This is a genomic window from Sphingomicrobium sediminis (assembly GCF_023805295.1).
In the GTDB taxonomy this organism is placed as follows: Bacteria; Pseudomonadota; Alphaproteobacteria; order Sphingomonadales; family Sphingomonadaceae; genus Sphingomicrobium; species Sphingomicrobium sediminis.
The window spans coordinates 1,817,472-1,836,479 of the sequence record NZ_JAMSHT010000001.1 but is presented as its reverse complement, the minus strand read 5'-3'; the positions used below and the strand labels follow the sequence as shown (position 1 = coordinate 1,836,479).

Genomic DNA, 19,008 nt, shown 5'->3' with positions numbered 1-19,008 from the left:
TGTAACAAACGGAGCGATTCGCATGAGCGCGTCGAAGCGCGAACCGATCTTGGAGTTGGCCGAGGCCTTCACCCTCATCCGCGATGCGGAAGAGGCGCGGGCCTTCCTCACCGATCTCTGCACGCCGAGCGAACTCAACAGCCTCGCCGAGCGCTGGGAGGTGGCCAAGCTGCTCGCCGCCGGCGGGCACACCTATCGCCAGATCCACGACCTGACCGGTGTTTCGACGACGACCATCGTGCGCGTCGCGCGCTTCCTCAACGAGGATCGCGCCGGCGGCTACCGCACCTTGTTCGAGCGTGTGCAAAAGGAAGACGTCTGATGACCACCACGCTGACCCGCCTGCGCATGGCGACCCAGAAATCGGGCCGTCTTGCTGAAGCGAGCGAACGGCTCTTGAAGGATGCGGGGATCAAGATCCGCTCGTCCAAGGGGCAGCTGACCGCCCGCGCCACCAATTTCCCGCTCGACCTCATGCTGGTGCGTGACGACGATATTCCCACGCTGGTAGGGGACGGTGTCTGTGACCTCGGTATTGTCGGCCAGAACGTGCTCGAAGAATATCGGCTCGATCCCGCCAATGAGGATGTCGACGTGCTGTGCCGGCTCGGCTTCGGGGGCTGTTCGCTGCGGTTCGCGGCGCCTGCCGATGAAGCGTTCGAGCTTGCCAATCTCGAAGGCACGCGCATCGCCACCAGCTATCCTTTGCTCACCCGCAAGTTCCTAGAAGACAATGGCATCCAGGCAGAAGTCGTGACCATGCACGGCGCAGTCGAACTGGCGCCGCGCCTCGGCATTGCCGACTATGTCTGCGACCTCGTCTCGACGGGGCAGACGCTCGAGGCCAACGGCCTCAAGCCGGTGCACACGATCCTCGAAAGCGAAAGCGTGTTGATCCGCACCCGCGCCGATATCGGCAGCGAGAAATCGGATCGCGCCGATGCGCTCACGACGCGGATCGATGGCGTGATCGCGACGGCGGAAAGCAAATATATCGTGCTCAACGCGCCCGAAACGGCGCTCGAGGAGATCACCCGCATCCTTCCCGGCGCCGAGGCGCCCACCGTCATGCCGCTGCTGGGCCGCGAGGGCCATGTCGCGGTGCAGGCGGTCTGCCAGGAAAGCGTCTTCTGGGAGACGCTCGAAGCCTTGAAGCGGGCGGGCGCGACCGACATCCTCGTCATGCCGATCGAAAAGATGATGCTATGAGAGTTACCGATTGGACCAAGGCGGGCGCGGATACCCGCAAGCGCGCGCTGGCGCGCCCGGCGACACGCGGCGACGACAAGATGCGCGGCGCCGTGGCCGACATTATCGAGCGTATCCGCGGCGAGGGTTGGGATGCGCTCGTCGAAATTTGCGAGCAGATTGATGGCGGAGCGCCGCAGCGCATCGCCGTCGCGCCCTATGCCGACAAGGCGCGTGGTCTGTTCGATGCCGAAACCCTGGACGCGATTGACCTTGCCCGCGCCAATATTGCGCGTTTCCATCGCGAGACCCTGCCCGAGAATGTCGCGGTGGAAACCGTGCCGGGCCTGACGGTCGAAAAGCGCTGGGTGCCGCTGTCGAGCGCCGGCTTGTACATTCCGGGCGGAAAGGCGCCACTCTTCTCGACGCTCCTCATGCTGGCTGTACCGGCGTTGACCGCGGGCGTGCAGCGTCTCGTCGTCGTCACGCCGCCGCGCCCCGATGGCGGGCTCGATCCGGCGATCGCGCTGGCAGCAGAGCTTACCGGCATCGAAGAAATCTGGACCATTGGCGGCGCGCAGGCGATTGCTGCCCTCGCCTTCGGTGCCGGCGAAATCGAGCCGGTCGACCGCATCTGCGGCCCCGGCAATGCCTGGGTTGCGCAGGCCAAGGCGCAGGTCGCCGCACTGCCTGGCGGGCCCGGTATCGACCTGCCCGCGGGCCCGAGCGAACTGATGGTCATTGCCGACGCCAGCGGCGATGCCGCACGGATCGCTGCCGATCTGTTGAGCCAGGCCGAACATGGCGAAGACGCGCAGGCCATCCTCGTCGCCACCGATGACACGATCATCGGTGCGGTCGGCCGCGAGGTCGAGGCGCAGATGGCGAGCATGGGCGGCGACTTTGCGCCCGTGCGCGCCGTACGCTGCGCTAATCTCGAGGAAGCCGTCGAGATCGCCAATACCTATGCCGCCGAGCATCTCTCTATCGCCCTCCCTACGGCCGATGCGCTGCGCCTAGCCGAGCGTATCACCAATGCGGGCGCGATCTTTGCTGGTCCGGCAGCCGCCGAAAGCTTCGGCGATTATCTTGCAGGGTCGAGCCATGTCCTGCCGACCGACGGTGCGGCGCGCTATACGGGCGGAATCACCGCGCTTTCCTTCATGAAAGCGATCAGCGTTCAATCAATTGACGATGCTGCAGCCGCGCGGCTTGGCCCTGCGGCGGCGGCCCTGGCACGGCTCGAAGGTCTGGAAGCGCATGCCCGCGCTGCCGAAATCCGCGCCGAGAAGGTCAGCGAGGCAGCAGAATGAGCATCGCAGACCGCCTCGTTCGTCCTGACCTCAAGGGCCTGCCGCCGGTCGATCTGGCCGGTGCGCCGGTGCCCGGCACGGTCCGTCTCGACGCCAACGAAAATCCGTTCGAACCGCTTGCCGGTGGCAAGACGATCAACCGCTATCCCGAGCCGCAGCCTGCCGCGTTGCGTCGCCGTATGGCCGACCTTTATGGTGTCGACGACGCGCGCCTGTGGGTCAGCCGAGGCAGCGATGATGCGATCGACCTCCTCTGCCGTGCCTTCCTGCGCCCGGGCGAGGATCGCATCCTCGTCATCGAGCCTACTTTTTCGGCCTACGCCCAATTCGCCCGCATTCAGGGTGCGCGGGTCGACAGCATCCGCATGGACGCGGCCTATCGCTTCGACGCCGATGCGGTGATCGAAGCGGCCAAGGACGGTATCGCGCCCAAATTGCTGTTCGTCTGCACGCCCAACAATCCGACCGGCAGCCCGGTCGATCCTGCAGATGTCCGCAAGATCGCCGCGGCGCTTCCCGACACGTTGGTCATTGCCGACGAAGCCTATGGCGAGTTCGCCGACACGCCGAGCCTGGCTGGCGAGACGGGGACGATCGAGAATCTCGTCGTCCTGCGCACGTTGTCGAAGGCATATGGACTTGCCGGCGCGCGGATCGGTTGCGCAATTGCGGGGCCCGACATCAACGGCTGGATGGCGCGCGTGTCGCCGCCTTACCCGCTGCCCGGTCCGTCGATCGACGCGGCGATGAAATCGCTCGCGCCCGAACGCATGCCGGTCCACCGCCAGCGGGTCGAGCAGCTGCTCGCCGATCGCCAGCGCCTTGCTGCGTTGCTGCGCGATGCCGATGAGGTGCAGGCGCTCTACGAAGGTGGGAATTTCATCTTTATCGAGGTCGACGATCCCGCCGACCTCGCCAAGCGTCTCGCCGCTGCGGCGGTGAAGGTTCGCTTCCGTCCCAAGGCTGCGCCGGGCGGCGTGCGGATCACCATCGGTACACCGGCGGAAAACCGCGCGATGCTCGCCGTCTTCGGCATTTCCGAATCAGAAAAGCCACGCCGCCGCGCCGCTATTACCCGCGATACCAAGGAAACGCAGATCGCGATCGAGGTGGATCTCGATGCGCCCGAGCCCAAGCGCGTCATCGACACGGGGATCGGCTTTTTCGATCACATGCTCGACCAGGTCGCGAGCCATGGCGGTTTCGCGCTGACCCTGTCGTGCACCGGCGACACGCATATCGACCCGCACCACACGATCGAGGATGTCGCGTTGGCGCTCGGCAGCGCGCTCGACCAGGCACTGGGGGACCGTGCCGGCATCGGACGGTTCGGCTTCGCATTGCCGATGGACGAAACCCGGGCCGAGGTGCTTGTCGACCTGTCGGGGCGTCCCTATGCCAAGTTTGACGGCGATTTTGCGTCGGATAAGCTAGGTGATTACCCAACCGAAATGACCCCGCACATTTTCCGCAGCCTTGCCGATTCCATGCGCGCCGCGATCCATGTCACGGTCGATGGCGAGAATGACCACCACAAGGTCGAGGCCAGCTTCAAGGCGTTCGGCCGCGCGCTTCGCCAGGGTCTCGCGACCGGCGGCGGTGGCGGCATTCCGTCGACCAAGGGGATGCTATGACGGCGCTTGCGCTGATCGACCTTGGCTATGGCAATGTGGAATCGGTGCGCTTGGGGTTCGAGCGTGCCGGGGCTGCCCCAACCAAGACGTCAGACCCTGATGTGGTCGCCAGTGCCGACCGGCTGATCGTGCCGGGCGTCGGCCATGCCGGCTATGCGATGCAGCGGCTGGAAGAAGCCGGTCTCGCCAATGCCGTGCGCGCGCGGCGCGGCCCGACGCTTGGCATTTGCGTCGGCATGCAATTGCTGTTCGAGGAAAGCGAAGAGACCGATCGTCCGCTGCTCGGCATCTTGCCGGGCCGGGTCTCGAAATTGCTCGCTGCGCCTGATCGTCCCGTTCCGCACATGGGCTGGACTCGGCTTGAAGACGTGGTCCCCGGGCTCGGCGTAACCAATGGCGACCATGTCTATTTCGCGCACAGTTTTGCCTGCCCGCCCTCGCCCTATGACGCGGCGAGCGCGACCTATGGCCGCAAATTTCCGGTCGTCGTGCGCTCGAAGAATTTCTGGGGCGTGCAATTCCACCCCGAACGCTCCTCAGCGCCCGGCGCCAAATTCCTGAAGGCCTTTCTTTCGTCATGATGCTGCTGCCCGCCCTCGACCTGATGGACAATCGCCCGGTTCGCCTGAGCCAGGGAGATTTCGATCGCCGCACCGATTATGGCGAGACGCCTGCGGAGGCGCTCGCCGCGTTCCGCGATGCGGGCGCCGCGATGGCGCATGTCGTCGATCTCGACGGGACCCGCGCGCGCAGCCCGGTGCAGCATGATTTCATCATGGGCCTTGCTGACATCCTGCCGCTGCAGGTCGCCGGCGGCATTCGCGGTACCGCCCATGCCAAGCCGCTGTTCGAAGCCGGCGTGGCGCGCGTCGTCATCGGCAGCCTTGCGCTCAACGAACCCGAGGCCTTCGCCAATATGCTCGACCATTTCGGTCCCGAGCATATCACGCTCGCGCTCGACATCAATTTGAATGACGGCGTGCCGATGGTCGCTAAGCATGGCTGGACCGAAGATTCGGGCGAGACGCTCGACGACGTGCTCGGCCGGTTCCCGAGCGTGAAGCACCTGCTCGTCACCGACATTGCCAAGGATGGCATGATGCAGGGGCCCAATGTTGACCTCTATCGCACGCTCGCCACGCGCTATCCCGACATCGAGGTCCAGGCCTCGGGCGGCGTCTCCAGCCTCGACGACCTCGTCGCGCTGCGCGAAGCGGGCGCTGCTGCGGCGGTGACCGGCAAGGCGATCTGGGAAGGCAAGTTCACCGTCTCGGAAGGGCTCGCCCATGCCCGCGGCTAGGATCATCCCCTGCCTCGACGTCGCCGACGGCAAGGTCGTCAAAGGCGTCCAGTTCAAAGATCACCGGATCATCGGCGACATTGTCGACCATGCGCTTCGCTATGCCGAAGAGGGCGCCGACGAACTGGTCTTCTACGACATTACCGCCAGCGCGGACGGGCGCAGCGTCGATGTAGACTGGGTGCACAAGGTCGCAAAGGTCATCGACATTCCCTTCTCGGTCGCCGGCGGCATCGACAGTGTCGAGAAGGCTGCGGCCGTGCTCGGCGCGGGAGCAGACAAGATCAGCGTCAACACGCCCGCCATTCGCGATCCCGACCTCATCGCGCGGCTCGCCGATGCGTTCGGTCGCCAATGCGTCGTCCTCGGCATCGACAGCTTCTCAAGCGAAGACGGTCAGTGGGAAGTGAAGGCCTATACGGGTCGCCCCGAGAAAACGCAGGATGCCGGCCTCTCGACCATGGTCTGGGCCAAGCGCGCGGAATTGCTCGGCGCGGGCGAGATCGTCCTCAATGCGATGAACCGCGATGGCGTCCGCAAGGGCTATGACATCGCCCAGCTCGCGATGCTGTGCGAAGCGGTCGACATTCCCGTCATCGCTTCGGGCGGTGCCGGCGAGATGGCGCATTTCGAGGAGGCCTTTGCCGCAGGCTGCTCGGGCGCGCTGGCGGCGAGCGTGTTCCATGACAAGCGCATCGCCATTGCCGATCTTAAGGACTATCTCGAAGGCCAGGGGCTGGAGGTGCGCCGATGAACATCGACTGGGACAAGATGGACGGGCTGGTCCCCGCCATCGTGCAGGAAGCCGATGGCGGCCGTGTCCGCATGCTCGGCTACATGAACCAGAAAGCGCTGGAAGCGACCCGGGAAAGCGGTTTCGTCACCTTCTTCAGCCGCTCCAAGAACCGACTCTGGGTAAAGGGCGAGACCAGCGGAAATCGCTTGCACGTCGTCAGCATTCACGACGACTGCGACAATGACGCCATCCTGATCCTGGCGGAGCCCGAAGGTCCAACCTGCCACAAGGGGCCTGACAGCTGTTTCGAGATCGAGACCGCACCGCATTTCCTTGCCACGCTCGAGGCAGTGATCGCCGAACGCGCCGAAGCGGACCCCGACAGCAGCTATACGGCGCGCCTGATGGACAAGGGCGTGAAGCGGATCGCGCAGAAGGTCGGGGAAGAAGGCGTCGAGGCGGCGCTGGCAGCCACGGCGGGCGACCGGGAAGAGCTCAAGAACGAGGCGGCAGACCTGCTCTATCACCTGCTGGTCCTGCTCAAGGCGAGCAATCTTTCCCTGCGCGACGTCACGGACGAATTGAAACGGCGCCACGGCTGATCTAGGCGCTGCAGCCATGGAGCGCGTCGACGTCATCGTGATGGGAGCAGGTGCCGCCGGCATGATGGCGGCGCTCACGGCCGGCCAGCGTGGTCGCTGCGTCCTGCTGGTCGATCACAACAAGGCGCCGGGCAAGAAGATCCTGATTTCGGGCGGCGGGCGCTGCAACTTCACCAATCGCGACGCCAGCGACCCCAATTATCTCAGCCAGAACCCGCATTTCGCCAAATCTGCGTTGCGGCGATATCGCCCCGCCGACTTCATCGCCCTGGTCGACCGCCACGGCATTGCCTGGCACGAAAAGACACTGGGACAGCTCTTCTGCGACGGCTCGGCCAAACAGATCGTCGACATGCTGATGGACGAATGCCGCGAAGGAGGGGTCGCGTTCGCGTTCGGTGAAGCGGCGTCGGTCGAACGGGATGGCGAGGATTTTGTCGTAACCATCGGCACGCGAAAGGTCGCTGCGGGTTCGCTCGTGCTGGCAACAGGCGGGCTGTCGATCCCCAAACTGGGCGCGACCAGCTTCGCTTATGACCTCGCGCGGTTCTGGGGCCTCAAGATTGTCGAACCGCGTCCGGCGCTCGTGCCGCTGACGCTGGCGGGCGACCAGCTTCTGTTCCGCGAATTGTCGGGCGTTGCCGCGCCGGTGAAGGTCAAGGCCGAGCGCGGGCCCGCCTTTGCCGAAGCCGCGCTATTCACCCATCGCGGCCTGTCCGGTCCCGCCATCCTCCAAGCATCGAGCTATTGGCGCAATGGCGAGAAGGTCTCAGTCGATTTCCTGCCGCACGAACGTGACGGCTGGCTGCGCGAGGCCAAGCGCACGGCCTCCAACAGGCAGGCCCATCGCCCACTCTCGGAGCGCTTACCCGAACGGCTTTCCGACGTGCTGGCCGAGAAATTGGGGCTGACCGGCGTGCTGCAATCGCATTCCGACAGGGCGCTGGCCGCCGCCGAGCAGAAGCTGGCGGCTTGGGATTTCGTGCCCTCGGGCAGCGAAGGGTTTGCCAAGGCCGAAGTCACGGTCGGCGGCATTTCCACCGACGAGCTGTCGTCCAAGACGATGGAAGCGAAGAAGGTGCCGGGCCTCTATTGCATCGGCGAAGCGGTCGACGTCACCGGTTGGCTCGGCGGCTACAATTTCCAGTGGGCTTGGGCGAGCGGGGTCGCCGCGGGCGAAGCGGCCTAGCGTTCGAGCGCGCGCACCGCTTCGTCGTAGAGCTTCTCGCTCGCCGCAGCGATGACATCGCCGCCGCTAAGGTCGCTGCCGCCCGACCAGTTGCCGACATGCCCGCCCGCACCGCGCACGACGGCGACGAGCGCGTCATAGTCGTGGGCCTTGAGGCCGACGTCGGTGGCAAGGTCGAGATCGCCGGTCGCCACCCGTCCGAAGGCCATCGCGTCCATGCCGAACCGGGTCAGTCGCGCACAGTCGCGCAGCGTTTCGAAGCGCGGCTTGTGATGGTCGTCGAACAGATAGGGATCGGTCGTCGCGATCCGCGCTTCGACAAGCGAGACACAACCCGAGACGCGGATGGGCGTGCCGTTACGCAATGCTTGTCCCTCGACCCCGACCAGACGTTCGCCGAGGGCCGGCAGGTCGATCATGCCGGCGATATGCTCGCCATCGCGTAGCAGACCCGCAAGCACGGCCCAGCTCGGAAGGCCGCAGATGAAGGCGCGCGTCCCGTCGATTGGGTCGAGGCTCCAATGCGTGTCCGCACCTTCGCGGCTCCAGCCATATTCCTCGCCCCAGATGCCATGGTCGGGGAAGTGCGCTTCGATCATGTCGCGCATGACGCGCTCGGCGGCGCGGTCGGCCTCGGTCACGGGATCGAAGCCGGCGACCTTTTCCTTATTGTCGGGCGTCAGGTCGGCGACGCCCGCAATCGCGCGGCGCGCGGCGTCACCCAATTTTTCGAAGAATGCAGCATCCATGGACGCGACCCTAGTAAAGCGCGTCGCATGGCGCTAGCGCCCGCGCGCCTCGCGATACCATTTGGTGATGATATATTTGGTGCCCTTGCGCACCTTCATGCCCTGGTGAAGCGTGAACTCGTTGGGCTGGCCGTCGGCCTTGAGATTGTTCCAGACGAGCAGCTTGCCGGTCTCGGGCTGGATGGCCTTGTTCAACGTCTTGAAGCGCGTCGCGCCGCCCGCCTCCGGCTCGTTGAGGAAAAGCATCGCTGTAAAGGTGCGCTGCCCCTTGTCGGCGGTGTGGACATAATAGTCCGCGCTGCCCGGATTGAAGGTATCGGTGTGCGGTTTGAACTCCTGGCCGGGCGCGTAACGCTGGCCTTGGATTTCCTCGCCCTTCACATCGTCGATGCCGAGCAGGTCGGACAGTCGCCTGTTGACCGTCGCGACCAGCGCATTGCTCTCGTCGAGGTCGCACGTCTCGCTGGTGCGGTAGAGGGCATCGCCGCTGTCATTCGCGATCGTCGAGGGGCGACGCTTCTCGTCGATCAGCGCGCAAATCTCGGCGCATTCCTCACCATCGAGGAAGTCGCGGATGACGAAGATTTCGGCTTTGGGCGTGGGGACGCGCTGGACGCCGTCAGTATCGGCGAGGCGCTGCCCGACCTCAGACAGCATCGCTGCGGTTCCGGCCGTAGCGATCATGATGCGCGATCACCATGCGAGTGATGTCCTGCATCAGGCGCTGCGCACCCGGCTGGCCATCGGCCGAGACCGTCAGGATCGCCATGGCATAGGTGGTGCCATCGGGCGCCGTGAGGATGCCGACATCGTTGACGCCGGCCACCGTGCCCTGAAACACCTGGCCGGTACCCGTCTTGTGCGCCCAGTCCCACCCGCGGGCGAGGCCCGCGGTCACGCGGCTGCGGCCGGTGCGGGCAAGGCCCATGGTCGTCAGCATCTTGGCCGTCGATTGCGGGGTCAGCAGCTCGCCTTTCTCGAGGCGGGCAAGCGTGCGGGCGATCGCGCTGGCGGCGGCGCCGTCATAGGGATCGTCGATATATTTCTGGAAGGCGGCGCGGCGTTCGCTGGTCGGCAGCGCGGCGCGGGCGCGGTTGAAGCCATTATTATAGGCGTAGCTCTGGCGCCAGGTGAGCCCGGCAACCTGTGCCTGCATGATGCGCTCGCCATCGCCGAAGCGAATGGGACCGAGCCCCTTGTCGCGGATCGTCGCACGCACGGCATCGGGTCCGCCGACGAGGCGCAGCAATTTGTCATTGGCGTGATTGTCCGACCGCGTCAGCGCATCGAACATCAAATTTTCCACGCTGCGACGATAGCCGCCGGCGAGGATCTTGCTCGCCGTGCTGCGCGACCAGAGCGTGACGTCGTTGCGATCGAAGCTCAGCGTCTGGCCGAGCTGAATTTCGCCGCGGTCGACCTGGTCCATGACGGTCAGGCTGACCCACAATTTGCTGACCGACTGCTGCGGCATGAGCCGATCTTCCTGCCAGCCGGCTTCCCACCCTTCGTCGACGGCGCGAATGGCGATGCCGCTGATGCCATTGAACTGGCGGACGCGATCGAGGATCTGCTCGTTGAGTTCGGCGACATGGGCGGGCTGTGCAGGGGCGGCTTCGGGCAGGACGATGCGGAAGTCGCGCTCCTGCGCCTCGCGGGTACCGCGATCGGCTGCAATCGTGCCGTTGCTGACCGGCTGATCGACCGGGGTCGCGGTCGCCTGCGGCTCCGCCATGCGCTCGGTCTGCACTGCAGCACCTGCCGTCGACGCGGCAAGAATGGCGCTCACGATCACCGATTTGGAAAGCCAACTACTCATCACTATGCGATATTCCCCTTAAGCCCCTAGAATCTGGTGACTTTCCTTTACCCGATACTGGCTTAACGCAGGCTGTCCGCGATGCAATCTTTCACCTAACGGCTGGTCGCATAATCCTCACGGGCCAACAATGCGGCGGCCTCGACCTGGTCGAGTGCGTTCTGCGTGGCGACGTAGGACCGCGCCCGTGCGACCCAGTCCGCTGCCGCATCGGCACCCGGCAGGCGCATGGTTTCGGCAAGCGCGCTGTCGACATTGCCGAGGCGAAGGTCGACCAAGGCGCGCTCGTAACGGGCACGCGGTCGCGGGTTGGGCTGGCTGGCGTCGTAGACGGTGATGAGGCTGCCGAACCAGCGGCTGATCCGTTCGCCGACCCCGGCATCGGGCGGCGGCGCGCGCAGTTCGCTGCCCAGCGTTTCATATTGTTCGACCAGAGATTTCAACAGGATCGGATCGCGCGATCCGCGAATGATCTGCGCGACCGCCGCTTCGTGATTATTGCCGAACCGGTCGACGAGCAAAGGCTCGAGATAGCCGAGCGGGAGCCCGCGCTCGATGGCGCGGCGCGCGGCAAAGGCGACAAGCAGGCCGTCGGCGCGACCGGCCGAGCCCTCGGCGCGGATCAAGGCGCGTTCGAGCGAGGCAACGCGGTCGGTGATGTCGCCAGCCGGGGCCGGGATCGCTTCGGCCTCGGCCTCGGCGACCGGGTCGGGCGGCGTGGGCGTGCCTTCCTCTTCGGCCAGCAACCGCGACGGGGCGATGGCATCGGGCGGCGGCGGTGCGGGTTCGCCGCCGGCCTCGGTCGTAATCTCGGCGCGTTCAAGGCCCAGCCAGCGCGCGCCGGTATCCCAATTGGAAACGAGATAGATCGCCAGCGCAAAGCCGGCGAGCAGGAGGATCAGCCCAAGCAGGATGCGGCGCGACAAGCTCATGCCACCTTCTCGCACAGGCGTTTGGCGCAGGCGAGCAATTCCGCATCGCGCGGTGCGGTGGCAACCGCGACATGCTCCCAGCCCTCGCCCAGCGGTTCGGCCGCATCGTCACTGATCGCCACTACGGCGATGCCGCTGCGGTCCATGCCGTCGCGGTCGACCAGCTCGGCGAGCCGTCTTGCGGCGCGGGGCGAATGGATACAGGCGATGCTGCCGGCAATGTCCTCGAAGCCGCGCGGTTCTTCGCGCGCGACGCTCGAATAGATAGTCAGTGGCACGATGGTTTGGGTCGCTGCTTCGGGCGTACGGCGATGACGACCGCCCAGATGCAGAAGGCGCAGGTCAGCCGGCAGCATGCCGAGGAGCTCGTCGATTCCCCCATCGCCGACGTCGCCGATCATCATGCCAGCGGCGCGCGCGGCTGCGGCGGTTGCCTCGCCGACGCAATGGACGGGAAGGTCGCGCAATGTCTTGAGTGCGTCGCCGCCATGCCGGGCGGCATTGGCGCTGGTCATCAACATGGCGTCGAAGCGGTCGGGATCGGGCGCTTCCCAGTCGACAGGGCGGACCTTGAAAAGCGGGACGGACAGGATGTTGTCGATCCCCGATCGTTCGGCGCGCTGGACCGTCAGGCTGTTACCGGGCTCGGGTCGCAGGATGGCTACCGGACGGCTCATCCGAATAGTTTCTTGATGCTGTCAGGCGCGGCGGCGAGCATGTCGCGCGCCAGTTGCTTGGGCGTTTCCGTATCGCTTCGGTCTAGGGAAATCTTGTCCTGGAGGCGGTCGCTGCCGTCTTCGCTGTAGATCTCGACGGACAGGTGCAGATGGTCGCCATCGAGCTGCGCCAGGGCCGCGACGGGCGAATGGCAATCGCCGTTGAGCCCGGCCACGAAGGCGCGCTCGGCCATCACGCAATCGAATGTATCGACATGGTTGATGGCCGCCAGCGCGGCGCGCGTCGCGGCATCGTCGCTGCGCGCATCGATGCCAATCGCGCCTTGTGCAGGGGCGGGCAGCATGACGTCGAGCTCGACATGGTGGCCGACATGGCCCTGGTCCATGCGGTCCAAACCGGCCGACGCGAGCAGGGTGGCGTCGAACTTGCCATTCTCGACCGCCGCAATGCGCGTGGCGATATTGCCGCGCAGCAAATCGGTGCGAAGGCCAGGACGCAGGCCCTTTACCTGCGCTACACGGCGCGGGCTGGCGGTGCCGATGACCGCGCCATCGGGCAGATCATCGAGGCTCGCAGCGCCAATCAATTTGTCGCGAACGTCGGCGCGTTCGAGCATGGCAGCGATCCCGAGGCCCTCGGGGCGGATGCTCTCGACATCCTTCATGCTGTGCACGCTGATGTCGGTTTCGCCGGCCAGAAGCGCGCGATCCAATTCCTTGGTCCACACTGCCTTGCCGCCCATTTCGGTGAGCGGACGCACGCGGTCGCGGTCGCCTTTGGTCGAAATCGTGACGATCTCGACCGCGCCACTGTCCCAGCCATGCGCCGCAATCAGCGCATCGCGCACCATTTCGGCCTGTTTGAGCGCCAGCGGCGACCCCCGCGTTCCCAGTCTGAGCGTCATGGTCACGAGGAGTGCCCCAGGAACGGCTCCGTTACAAGTGGCGCTGGCTTTTGACTGCGGACCGGGGCTAAGGAAAGCGCCGATGGCCGTCATTCTTGCCCTTGAATCGTCTTGCGACGACAGCGCAGCGGCGCTGGTGACGTCGGACCGCCAGATTCTCGCGCAAGCGGTGGTCGGGCAGGCCGAGCGTCATGCGCCCTTCGGCGGGGTAGTCCCCGAAATCGCGGCGCGCGCGCATGTCGAGATATTGCCCGACCTCGTCCGCCAGGTGCTCGCCGAAGCCGAAATCGAGCCGGGTGAAGTCGATGCGATCGCCGCGACTGCCGGGCCGGGGCTGGTTGGCGGCGTGATGGTGGGGCTGCTCGCGGGCAAGGGCCTCGCGCTGGCGACCGGCAAGCCATTGGTCGCGGTCAACCATCTCGAAGGCCATGCGCTGAGCCCGCGCCTTTCCGATGCCGATCTCGACTTTCCCTACCTCCTCTTGCTGGCGAGCGGCGGGCATTGCCAATTGCTCGAAGTGAAGGGCGTCGACGATTATCGCCGCCTCGCGACGACGATCGACGATGCTGCGGGCGAAGCCTTCGACAAGGCAGCAAAATTGCTCGGCCTCGGCTATCCCGGCGGCCCCGCGATCGAAAAGCTCGCCAAGGAAGGCGATCCCACCGCCGTTCCGCTGCCGCGCCCGCTAGTCGGGTCGGGCGAACCGCATTTCTCCTTCGCCGGCCTCAAGAGCGCGGTGCAGCGTGCGGTGGCGAGCGGTGAGCATCATCCCGCCGACGTCGCGGCAAGTTTCCAGCAGGCGGTGGTCGACTGTTTCGTCGATCGCACCCGCCTTGCGCTCGAGGCCAGCGATGCGCCCTCGCTGGTCGTCGCTGGAGGCGTTGCCGCCAACCAGTCGGTGCGCGGTGCGCTCGAACAGCTGGCCACGGACTATGGCCGCGTATTTTCGGTGCCGCCCGGCTGGCTGTGCACCGACAATGCGGCAATGATCGGATGGGCCGGGGCGGAACGCTTCGCGGCGGGCAAGGTCGATCCGCTCGACACGCCGGCGCGGGCGCGCTGGCCGCTCGACCCGGAAGGCGAGAAAGTGCGTGGGGCAGGAGTGAAGGCATGAAGATCGACAAGATTGCGGTCATCGGCGGGGGTGCCTGGGGCACGGCGCTGGCACAGATGGCGGCCGCCGGCGGCGATGACGTCCTTCTCTGGGCGCGCGAGGATGAAGTGGTCGGTGCCATCAACCGAATCCACCAGAACCCAATCTATCTGAAGGACATCCCGCTTTCCGAAAGCATCACCGCGACCGCCAATTTCTCCGATCTCTCGGAAGCAGATGCCTGGCTGGTCGTGACGCCGGCCCAGCACATGCGCGCGGTCCTGTCGCGCGCGCCCTGCCCCGGCATGCCGCTGGTGCTCTGCTCGAAGGGGATCGAGGAAAGCTCGGGTCTGTTGCTGCACGAAGTCGCGCATGACGTCTGCGAAACCTCGCCGGTCGCGGTCCTGTCGGGCCCCTGTTTCGCGCATGAAGTCGCCAAGGGCCTGCCGACGGCGGCGACCTTGGCCTGCGAAGATGCCGAGCTCGGCAAGGCGCTGCATGACCGCCTCGCGCGGCCCGAATTCCGGCTTTACTGGACCGATGACGTCGCAGGGGCCGAAGTGGGCGGCGCGATCAAGAATGTGCTCGCCATCGCCTGCGGGATCGTCGAGGGCAAGCAGCTGGGCCAGAATGCCCGCGCTGCCGTCATCGCCCGCGGTTTTGCCGAGATGAAGCGCTTCGGTGCAGCGGTCGGCGCCCGCGAGGAGACGCTCGCCGGATTGTCGGGTATGGGCGACCTGGTGCTGACCTGTACGTCGACGGCGAGCCGTAACTTTTCGCTCGGCAAGGCCATCGGCGAGGGCCAGGAAGTCGCCGACCTGATGCGTGATCGCACCACGGTTGCCGAGGGCGCCTACACTGCGCCGGTCCTCCACCGAATCGCGACCGAAAAAGGCATCGACATGCCGATCGTCGCAATGGTGGCGGGTTTGCTCGCGGGCAAGTTCAAGATCGATGAAGCGCTGGAAATGCTGTTGGCGAGGCCGCCGCGGGCCGAGGCGGTTTAGGGTTTAGTTTTGGGGTCACGGCGGCCTGACCCCGTCGATCAGGTTCGCTGACGCGACCTGTCGGCCGACATTTCGCCATCTCTTCGCACAAGGGCGCTCGCTTCGTTCCGCTTTCCTTGCGCTCGGTGGCTCAAACTAGAAATCCCACGCGATTCCCTTGCGTTCCCAATCGCCGTAGCGCGTCGGGTCCTTCTTTTCCTCTTCGCCGACCGGGGCGTCGGGTGTTTCCACCTTCTCCGGCTCGGGCACCGGGGGTGAGGGCGAGAGATATTCGGGCGGATCGAGTTTCTTTGGCCGTTTCATGTTGCCGAGATGGGCGTTAAAGGGGCGCATGCCAAGACCGACCAACGATGGTACCGCCGCGCGCGCCGCCGCGCTGCGCCTGCTCGACGCCGTATTGCGGCGCGACGAAACACTGGAGCATGCAGCCTTCGCCGCCACCCGCGGCCTGCCGCCCGCCGACGCGCGGCTGGCGCAGGCGATTGCCGGCGAAACCCTGCGCCGCCTGCCAGACCTTGATGCCCTGATCGACGCCAAGATGGCGCGTCCGGTGGCGAGCGATGCCAAGGCGCGTATGGTCCTGCGGATCGCACTGACCCAGGCCATCGTGATGAATATCCCGCACCATGCCGTCGTCGCCACCGCGCTGCCCATGGTGAATGGCGGCCCGCGCCGCCTCGTTCACGGCGTCCTCTCGCGCCTGCTCAAGGACGAGCTGCCGCCGCTCGAGGCGCCGCGCCTGCCCGAAGAGCTCGAAGCGCGCTGGGCGCATTGGGGCGAAGATGTCGTCGCCGCGGCCCGCAAGATGCTCGGTGAGCGTCCGCCGCTCGACATCAGCCTGAAAGGTGACGATGTCGCCGCGCCCGATGGGAAAAGCCTCGCGCCGCGCCATCGCCGCGTCGCCAGTGATTGCACGGTGACCGATCTCGAAGGTTTCGAAGCTGGCGGCTGGTGGGTGCAGGACCTCGCCAGTTCGTTGCCCGCACGCCTCGTTCCTGCCGACGCGTCAACTGTTCTCGACGCCTGCGCCGCGCCGGGCGGCAAGACGATGCAGCTCGCGGCTGCCGGTCATGACGTCACTGCCATCGACATCAGCAAACGGCGCTTGCACCGACTCAAGCAGAATCTCGAGCGGACCGGGCTTGCCGCCAAACATGTGACGTCCGACCTGCGCACCTTCGAAGCGCGTCCGTTCGATGCCGTCCTGCTCGACGCACCTTGTTCGGCGACGGGTACGTTCCGGCGCCATCCCGAGACGCTCTACCGTGCGCGTCCGCGAATCATCGAGGAGATGGCGGCATTGCAGGACGAGCTGCTCGCCGCCTCGGCGCGATTGGTCCGTGCCGGCGGCACGATCGTCTATGCGACCTGTTCGCTGGAACGCGAGGAAGGCGAGGATCAGATCGAGGCATTTCTCTCCGCGCACCCCGAATTCTCGCTCTCGCCCGCCAATGTCGGCATCACCGGAATCGCGCCCACCGACCGCGGCTGGCTGCGTATCTTGCCGGGCATGCTGGCAGATGAAGGCGGGCTCGACGGCTTCTTCATCGCAAAGCTTGTCCGCGCCGCCGAATAAAGGCATTGATTTTCAACATGACGATCATCAGCCCCTCCATCCTCTCCGCCGATTTCGCCAAGCTTGGCGAAGAAGTCCGTGCCATCGACGAGGCAGGGGCAGACTGGATCCATGTCGACGTGATGGACGGCCATTACGTGCCAAACATCACCATCGGGCCGGCGGTGGTGAAGGCCTTGCGGCCGCACACCGACAAGCCGTTCGACGTCCACCTGATGATCAGCCCGGTCGATCCCTATGTGGAAGCCTTTGCCGAGGCCGGCGCCGACATCATCACCATCCATCCCGAGGCCGGACCGCATGCACATCGCACGCTCCAGTTCATTCGCTCGCTTGGCAAGAAAGCGGGCGTCGTCGTCAATCCGGGCACTGGCATGGATGCGATCGACTACCTGCTCGATCTTGCCGACCTCGTCCTCGTCATGAGCGTCAATCCGGGCTTTGGCGGCCAGAAATTCATTCCCGACCAGCTGCGCAAGATCGAAGCCATTGCCGAGGCCAAGGCTAAGCGCGGGCTCGACTTCGAGCTGGAAGTCGATGGCGGCGTCGACCCCGACACCGCGCCGCAATGCGTGTCTGCAGGCGCGACGGCGTTGGTCGCCGGTACGGCCGTGTTCCGCGGCGGGCCCAGTGCATATGCCGACAATATTGCGGCGCTCCGCCAGGACGCATGAGTGAAGGCGGCGAGCCACGTCTGAAACGCTGGTTCGGGGGGAAACGCGAACCCCTCCGCCTCACCGCGATTCCGCGCGATCATGTCGTTGGCGATATGCTGGTCGGCGAACGCCTCCTGGGCGGCCGCTTCCTTCACGGCGCCCGGCAGGTCGCGCTCAACCAGGTCGATTTTAACGCCGCACCCGGCGGCGACCCGCTGCTTGAACGGCTGCACAGCTTCGCCTGGCTGCGAGACCTCGCTGCCGTCGCCGGACGCGAACAGGCAGCCCCCCTGGGCGAGGCCATTACCGGCCATTGGCTCGCCGGCGACGAACGGCGCGGGCAGGACGTTTGGAACCCGGTTGGATGGGGCGAGCGCATCCTCTATTGGACCGCTTACGCGCCCTTCATCCTGTCGAGCAGCGATGCCGCCTATCGCGCGCGCCTCGTCAACCGTCTGGCGGCCGCGGCGCGCTTCCTCGACAAGCAGGCAGACAAGGCCAAGCCGGGTCTCGATCGCATCACGGCATGGGCGGGCCTGACGGTTGCGTCATTGACGCTATCGGGTGGGGTCGCCCGCGTCGCCCGCGCCGAATCCGGGCTGCTGCGCGCCTTGGCGCAAGGGCAGCATGAGGATGGCGGGCTCAAGAGCCGCGCGCCCTACGAACAAGTCGAATTGGTCGACCGGTTGGGGCTGGTGCGCGCTGCCTATTTCGCGGCGCGGCAGTCGCTTCCCGATCCGCTCGAGGACGGCGCGACCAGTGCCCTGTCGGCGCTGCATGGCGTGCTCATGCCCGATGGCGGCCTCGCCAGCTGGCAGGGTGGCAACCCCGGCAATCCCGCGCGGATCGCCGCCATCATCGAAGGCTGCGGGATGCGTGCACGGCCGCTGCGCGAAGCGCGGGGTTGGGGCTACCAGCGTCTTTCCGCACTCGGCACCATCGCGCAGGTCGATGCGGCGCGTCCGCCGGCCAATCCCTTCAGCGACACCAGTTTCGCCTCGACCCTCGCTTTCGAATTGGCCGACGGGGCGCAGCGTCTCGTGATGAGCTGTGGTGGCGGGGCCGGCAGCGCGGGTGAGCTCGATCCCGGCCTTGCCAACGCCCTGCGCGCGTCGGCGGCGCACTCGACCCTCATCCTCGACAATATGAACTCGACCGCCATGCTCGATGACGGGCAGCCCGGCAAAGGTGTCGAGACGGTCGAGTTCGAGCGCGGCGAAGATGACGGCGCGACGCGACTGACAGCGGGCCATGACGGCTATCATCGTCGCGCAGGCCTCGGGCACGAACGGCGCATCGCGCTCGGCAATGATGGCAAGGAAATTCGCGGCGAGGATCGGCTGGTCCCGGTTGGTCGCCGTCTCAAGCGCAAGACCCTGCCTTTCGACATTCGTTTCCACCTCGCGCCCGACATCGAGGTGACGCAGACCGCGGACGGACTTGGCGCGCTGCTGCGATCGAGTGCGGCGCCGCCCTGGCAATTCCGCACCCGCGGCGCGCGCCTCCGGGTCGAGCCCAGCCTCGTCGTCGATGCGCATGGCGCACCGCGCGAGACGCAACAGCTTGTCATCAGCGACGAATGCGGCAAGGAAGGCGCCGCCGTCACCTGGCATTTCCGCCGCTCCAGCTAGG

The 19,008-nt window shown here is 66.0% G+C and carries 21 protein-coding genes; 14 read left to right on the top strand and 7 right to left on the bottom strand.

Translation table 11 applies throughout. The features are described from left to right. Positions 1-22 precede the first annotated feature (22 nt). From NDO55_RS09475 to NDO55_RS09435, 9 genes are read left to right on the top strand one after another with little or no spacing between them, the layout of a single operon-like run. Positions 23-322: a YerC/YecD family TrpR-related protein gene (locus NDO55_RS09475; RefSeq protein WP_252114656.1), complete on the top strand. Its 300-nt coding sequence runs from the start codon at positions 23-25 to the stop codon at positions 320-322. Next, positions 322-1,209, top strand: coding sequence for an ATP phosphoribosyltransferase (gene hisG, locus NDO55_RS09470; RefSeq protein ID WP_252114654.1), 888 nt, complete (start codon positions 322-324; stop codon positions 1,207-1,209). The genes NDO55_RS09475 and hisG overlap by 1 nt, the downstream gene beginning before the upstream one ends. After that, positions 1,206-2,501 (top strand): histidinol dehydrogenase, encoded by a 1,296-nt coding sequence (gene hisD / locus NDO55_RS09465; protein WP_252114652.1) that lies wholly within the window; start codon positions 1,206-1,208, stop codon positions 2,499-2,501. The genes hisG and hisD overlap by 4 nt, the downstream gene beginning before the upstream one ends. Then, positions 2,498-4,135 carry a histidinol-phosphate transaminase gene (gene hisC, locus NDO55_RS09460; RefSeq protein WP_252114650.1) on the top strand — a complete coding sequence of 546 codons (1,638 nt, stop codon included), beginning with the start codon at positions 2,498-2,500 and terminating at the stop codon, positions 4,133-4,135. The genes hisD and hisC overlap by 4 nt, the downstream gene beginning before the upstream one ends. Then, positions 4,132-4,716 (top strand): imidazole glycerol phosphate synthase subunit HisH, encoded by a 585-nt coding sequence (hisH, locus tag NDO55_RS09455; protein ID WP_252114648.1) that lies wholly within the window; start codon positions 4,132-4,134, stop codon positions 4,714-4,716. Before hisC ends, hisH begins: the two co-directional genes overlap by 4 nt. Continuing rightward, entirely contained in the window at positions 4,713-5,435 is a 723-nt protein-coding gene (locus NDO55_RS09450; protein WP_252114646.1) for a HisA/HisF-related TIM barrel protein, read from the top strand. The genes hisH and NDO55_RS09450 overlap by 4 nt, the downstream gene beginning before the upstream one ends. Further along, positions 5,422-6,189, top strand: coding sequence for an imidazole glycerol phosphate synthase subunit HisF (gene hisF / locus NDO55_RS09445; protein ID WP_252114644.1), 768 nt, complete (start codon positions 5,422-5,424; stop codon positions 6,187-6,189). The genes NDO55_RS09450 and hisF overlap by 14 nt, the downstream gene beginning before the upstream one ends. Beyond that, positions 6,186-6,773 (top strand): bifunctional phosphoribosyl-AMP cyclohydrolase/phosphoribosyl-ATP diphosphatase HisIE, encoded by a 588-nt coding sequence (hisIE, locus tag NDO55_RS09440; RefSeq protein WP_341869976.1) that lies wholly within the window; start codon positions 6,186-6,188, stop codon positions 6,771-6,773. The genes hisF and hisIE overlap by 4 nt, the downstream gene beginning before the upstream one ends. A gap of 16 nt (positions 6,774-6,789) precedes the next feature. Beyond that, complete coding sequence (locus NDO55_RS09435; protein WP_252114642.1) at positions 6,790-7,962, top strand: BaiN/RdsA family NAD(P)/FAD-dependent oxidoreductase; 1,173 nt, start codon at positions 6,790-6,792, stop codon at positions 7,960-7,962. Here NDO55_RS09435 and NDO55_RS09430 read toward each other — a convergent pair. The 6 genes from NDO55_RS09430 to hemC form a co-directional block, all read right to left on the bottom strand. Then, positions 7,959-8,711, bottom strand: a complete 753-nt coding sequence (locus NDO55_RS09430) for an inositol monophosphatase family protein (RefSeq protein ID WP_252114641.1) — start codon at positions 8,709-8,711, stop codon at positions 7,959-7,961. The two genes, NDO55_RS09435 and NDO55_RS09430, sit on opposite strands and share 4 nt — an antisense overlap. Before the next feature lie 33 nt (positions 8,712-8,744). After that, a complete protein-coding gene (locus tag NDO55_RS09425) occupies positions 8,745-9,368 on the bottom strand; it encodes a prolyl hydroxylase family protein (RefSeq protein ID WP_252114639.1) in 624 nt (207 codons plus the stop codon). Beyond that, on the bottom strand, positions 9,358-10,530 hold the full coding sequence (locus tag NDO55_RS09420) for a serine hydrolase (protein ID WP_252114637.1): 1,173 nt from the start codon (positions 10,528-10,530) through the stop codon (positions 9,358-9,360). The genes NDO55_RS09425 and NDO55_RS09420 overlap by 11 nt, the downstream gene beginning before the upstream one ends. A 95-nt stretch (positions 10,531-10,625) precedes the next feature. After that, positions 10,626-11,462: an MICOS complex subunit MIC60 gene (locus NDO55_RS09415; RefSeq protein WP_252114635.1), complete on the bottom strand. Its 837-nt coding sequence runs from the start codon at positions 11,460-11,462 to the stop codon at positions 10,626-10,628. Then, positions 11,459-12,139 (bottom strand): uroporphyrinogen-III synthase, encoded by a 681-nt coding sequence (locus NDO55_RS09410; RefSeq protein ID WP_252114633.1) that lies wholly within the window; start codon positions 12,137-12,139, stop codon positions 11,459-11,461. Before NDO55_RS09410 ends, NDO55_RS09415 begins: the two co-directional genes overlap by 4 nt. Further along, complete coding sequence (gene hemC, locus NDO55_RS09405; RefSeq protein WP_252114631.1) at positions 12,136-13,044, bottom strand: hydroxymethylbilane synthase; 909 nt, start codon at positions 13,042-13,044, stop codon at positions 12,136-12,138. Before hemC ends, NDO55_RS09410 begins: the two co-directional genes overlap by 4 nt. A gap of 82 nt (positions 13,045-13,126) precedes the next feature. On the opposite strand from hemC, the gene tsaD reads away from it, so the two are divergent. Beyond that, positions 13,127-14,158 carry a tRNA (adenosine(37)-N6)-threonylcarbamoyltransferase complex transferase subunit TsaD gene (gene tsaD / locus NDO55_RS09400; RefSeq protein WP_252114629.1) on the top strand — a complete coding sequence of 344 codons (1,032 nt, stop codon included), beginning with the start codon at positions 13,127-13,129 and terminating at the stop codon, positions 14,156-14,158. Next, on the top strand, positions 14,155-15,144 hold the full coding sequence (locus NDO55_RS09395; RefSeq protein WP_252114627.1) for an NAD(P)H-dependent glycerol-3-phosphate dehydrogenase: 990 nt from the start codon (positions 14,155-14,157) through the stop codon (positions 15,142-15,144). The genes tsaD and NDO55_RS09395 overlap by 4 nt, the downstream gene beginning before the upstream one ends. Before the next feature lie 135 nt (positions 15,145-15,279). Here NDO55_RS09395 and NDO55_RS09390 read toward each other — a convergent pair whose 3' ends face one another. Further along, on the bottom strand, positions 15,280-15,447 hold the full coding sequence (locus NDO55_RS09390) for a DUF1674 domain-containing protein (protein WP_252114625.1): 168 nt from the start codon (positions 15,445-15,447) through the stop codon (positions 15,280-15,282). A gap of 28 nt (positions 15,448-15,475) precedes the next feature. On the opposite strand from NDO55_RS09390, the gene NDO55_RS09385 reads away from it, so the two are divergent. From NDO55_RS09385 to NDO55_RS09375, 3 genes are read left to right on the top strand one after another with little or no spacing between them, the layout of a single operon-like run. Continuing rightward, complete coding sequence (locus NDO55_RS09385; protein ID WP_252114622.1) at positions 15,476-16,720, top strand: RsmB/NOP family class I SAM-dependent RNA methyltransferase; 1,245 nt, start codon at positions 15,476-15,478, stop codon at positions 16,718-16,720. Positions 16,721-16,737: 17 nt separating this feature from the next. Beyond that, positions 16,738-17,394 (top strand): ribulose-phosphate 3-epimerase, encoded by a 657-nt coding sequence (gene rpe / locus NDO55_RS09380; protein WP_252114620.1) that lies wholly within the window; start codon positions 16,738-16,740, stop codon positions 17,392-17,394. Then, entirely contained in the window at positions 17,391-19,007 is a 1,617-nt protein-coding gene (locus NDO55_RS09375) for a heparinase II/III family protein (protein WP_252114618.1), read from the top strand. The genes rpe and NDO55_RS09375 overlap by 4 nt, the downstream gene beginning before the upstream one ends. The last annotated feature ends 1 nt before the right edge of the window (position 19,008 follow it).

Bases quoted from the DNA above. Each gene is read 5' to 3' on its own strand.
- NDO55_RS09410 (WP_252114633.1), bottom strand. From the start codon at position 12,139: ATGAGCCGTCCGGTAGCCATCCTGCGACCCGAGCCCGGTAACAGCCTG.
- NDO55_RS09390 (WP_252114625.1), bottom strand. From the start codon at position 15,447: ATGAAACGGCCAAAGAAACTCGATCCGCCCGAATATCTCTCGCCCTCA.
- NDO55_RS09395 (WP_252114627.1), top strand. From the start codon at position 14,155: ATGAAGATCGACAAGATTGCGGTCATCGGCGGGGGTGCCTGGGGCACG.
- hisH (WP_252114648.1), top strand. From the start codon at position 4,132: ATGACGGCGCTTGCGCTGATCGACCTTGGCTATGGCAATGTGGAATCG.
- hisD (WP_252114652.1), top strand. From the start codon at position 1,206: ATGAGAGTTACCGATTGGACCAAGGCGGGCGCGGATACCCGCAAGCGC.
- NDO55_RS09385 (WP_252114622.1), top strand. From the start codon at position 15,476: ATGCCAAGACCGACCAACGATGGTACCGCCGCGCGCGCCGCCGCGCTG.
- hisG (WP_252114654.1), top strand. From the start codon at position 322: ATGACCACCACGCTGACCCGCCTGCGCATGGCGACCCAGAAATCGGGC.
- NDO55_RS09450 (WP_252114646.1), top strand. From the start codon at position 4,713: ATGATGCTGCTGCCCGCCCTCGACCTGATGGACAATCGCCCGGTTCGC.
- NDO55_RS09420 (WP_252114637.1), bottom strand. From the start codon at position 10,530: ATGAGTAGTTGGCTTTCCAAATCGGTGATCGTGAGCGCCATTCTTGCC.
- NDO55_RS09430 (WP_252114641.1), bottom strand. From the start codon at position 8,711: ATGGATGCTGCATTCTTCGAAAAATTGGGTGACGCCGCGCGCCGCGCG.
- hisIE (WP_341869976.1), top strand. From the start codon at position 6,186: ATGAACATCGACTGGGACAAGATGGACGGGCTGGTCCCCGCCATCGTG.
- NDO55_RS09475 (WP_252114656.1), top strand. From the start codon at position 23: ATGAGCGCGTCGAAGCGCGAACCGATCTTGGAGTTGGCCGAGGCCTTC.
- tsaD (WP_252114629.1), top strand. From the start codon at position 13,127: ATGGCCGTCATTCTTGCCCTTGAATCGTCTTGCGACGACAGCGCAGCG.
- hisC (WP_252114650.1), top strand. From the start codon at position 2,498: ATGAGCATCGCAGACCGCCTCGTTCGTCCTGACCTCAAGGGCCTGCCG.
- NDO55_RS09375 (WP_252114618.1), top strand. From the start codon at position 17,391: ATGAGTGAAGGCGGCGAGCCACGTCTGAAACGCTGGTTCGGGGGGAAA.
- hemC (WP_252114631.1), bottom strand. From the start codon at position 13,044: ATGACGCTCAGACTGGGAACGCGGGGGTCGCCGCTGGCGCTCAAACAG.
- hisF (WP_252114644.1), top strand. From the start codon at position 5,422: ATGCCCGCGGCTAGGATCATCCCCTGCCTCGACGTCGCCGACGGCAAG.
- rpe (WP_252114620.1), top strand. From the start codon at position 16,738: ATGACGATCATCAGCCCCTCCATCCTCTCCGCCGATTTCGCCAAGCTT.
- NDO55_RS09415 (WP_252114635.1), bottom strand. From the start codon at position 11,462: ATGAGCTTGTCGCGCCGCATCCTGCTTGGGCTGATCCTCCTGCTCGCC.
- NDO55_RS09435 (WP_252114642.1), top strand. From the start codon at position 6,790: ATGGAGCGCGTCGACGTCATCGTGATGGGAGCAGGTGCCGCCGGCATG.
- NDO55_RS09425 (WP_252114639.1), bottom strand. From the start codon at position 9,368: ATGCTGTCTGAGGTCGGGCAGCGCCTCGCCGATACTGACGGCGTCCAG.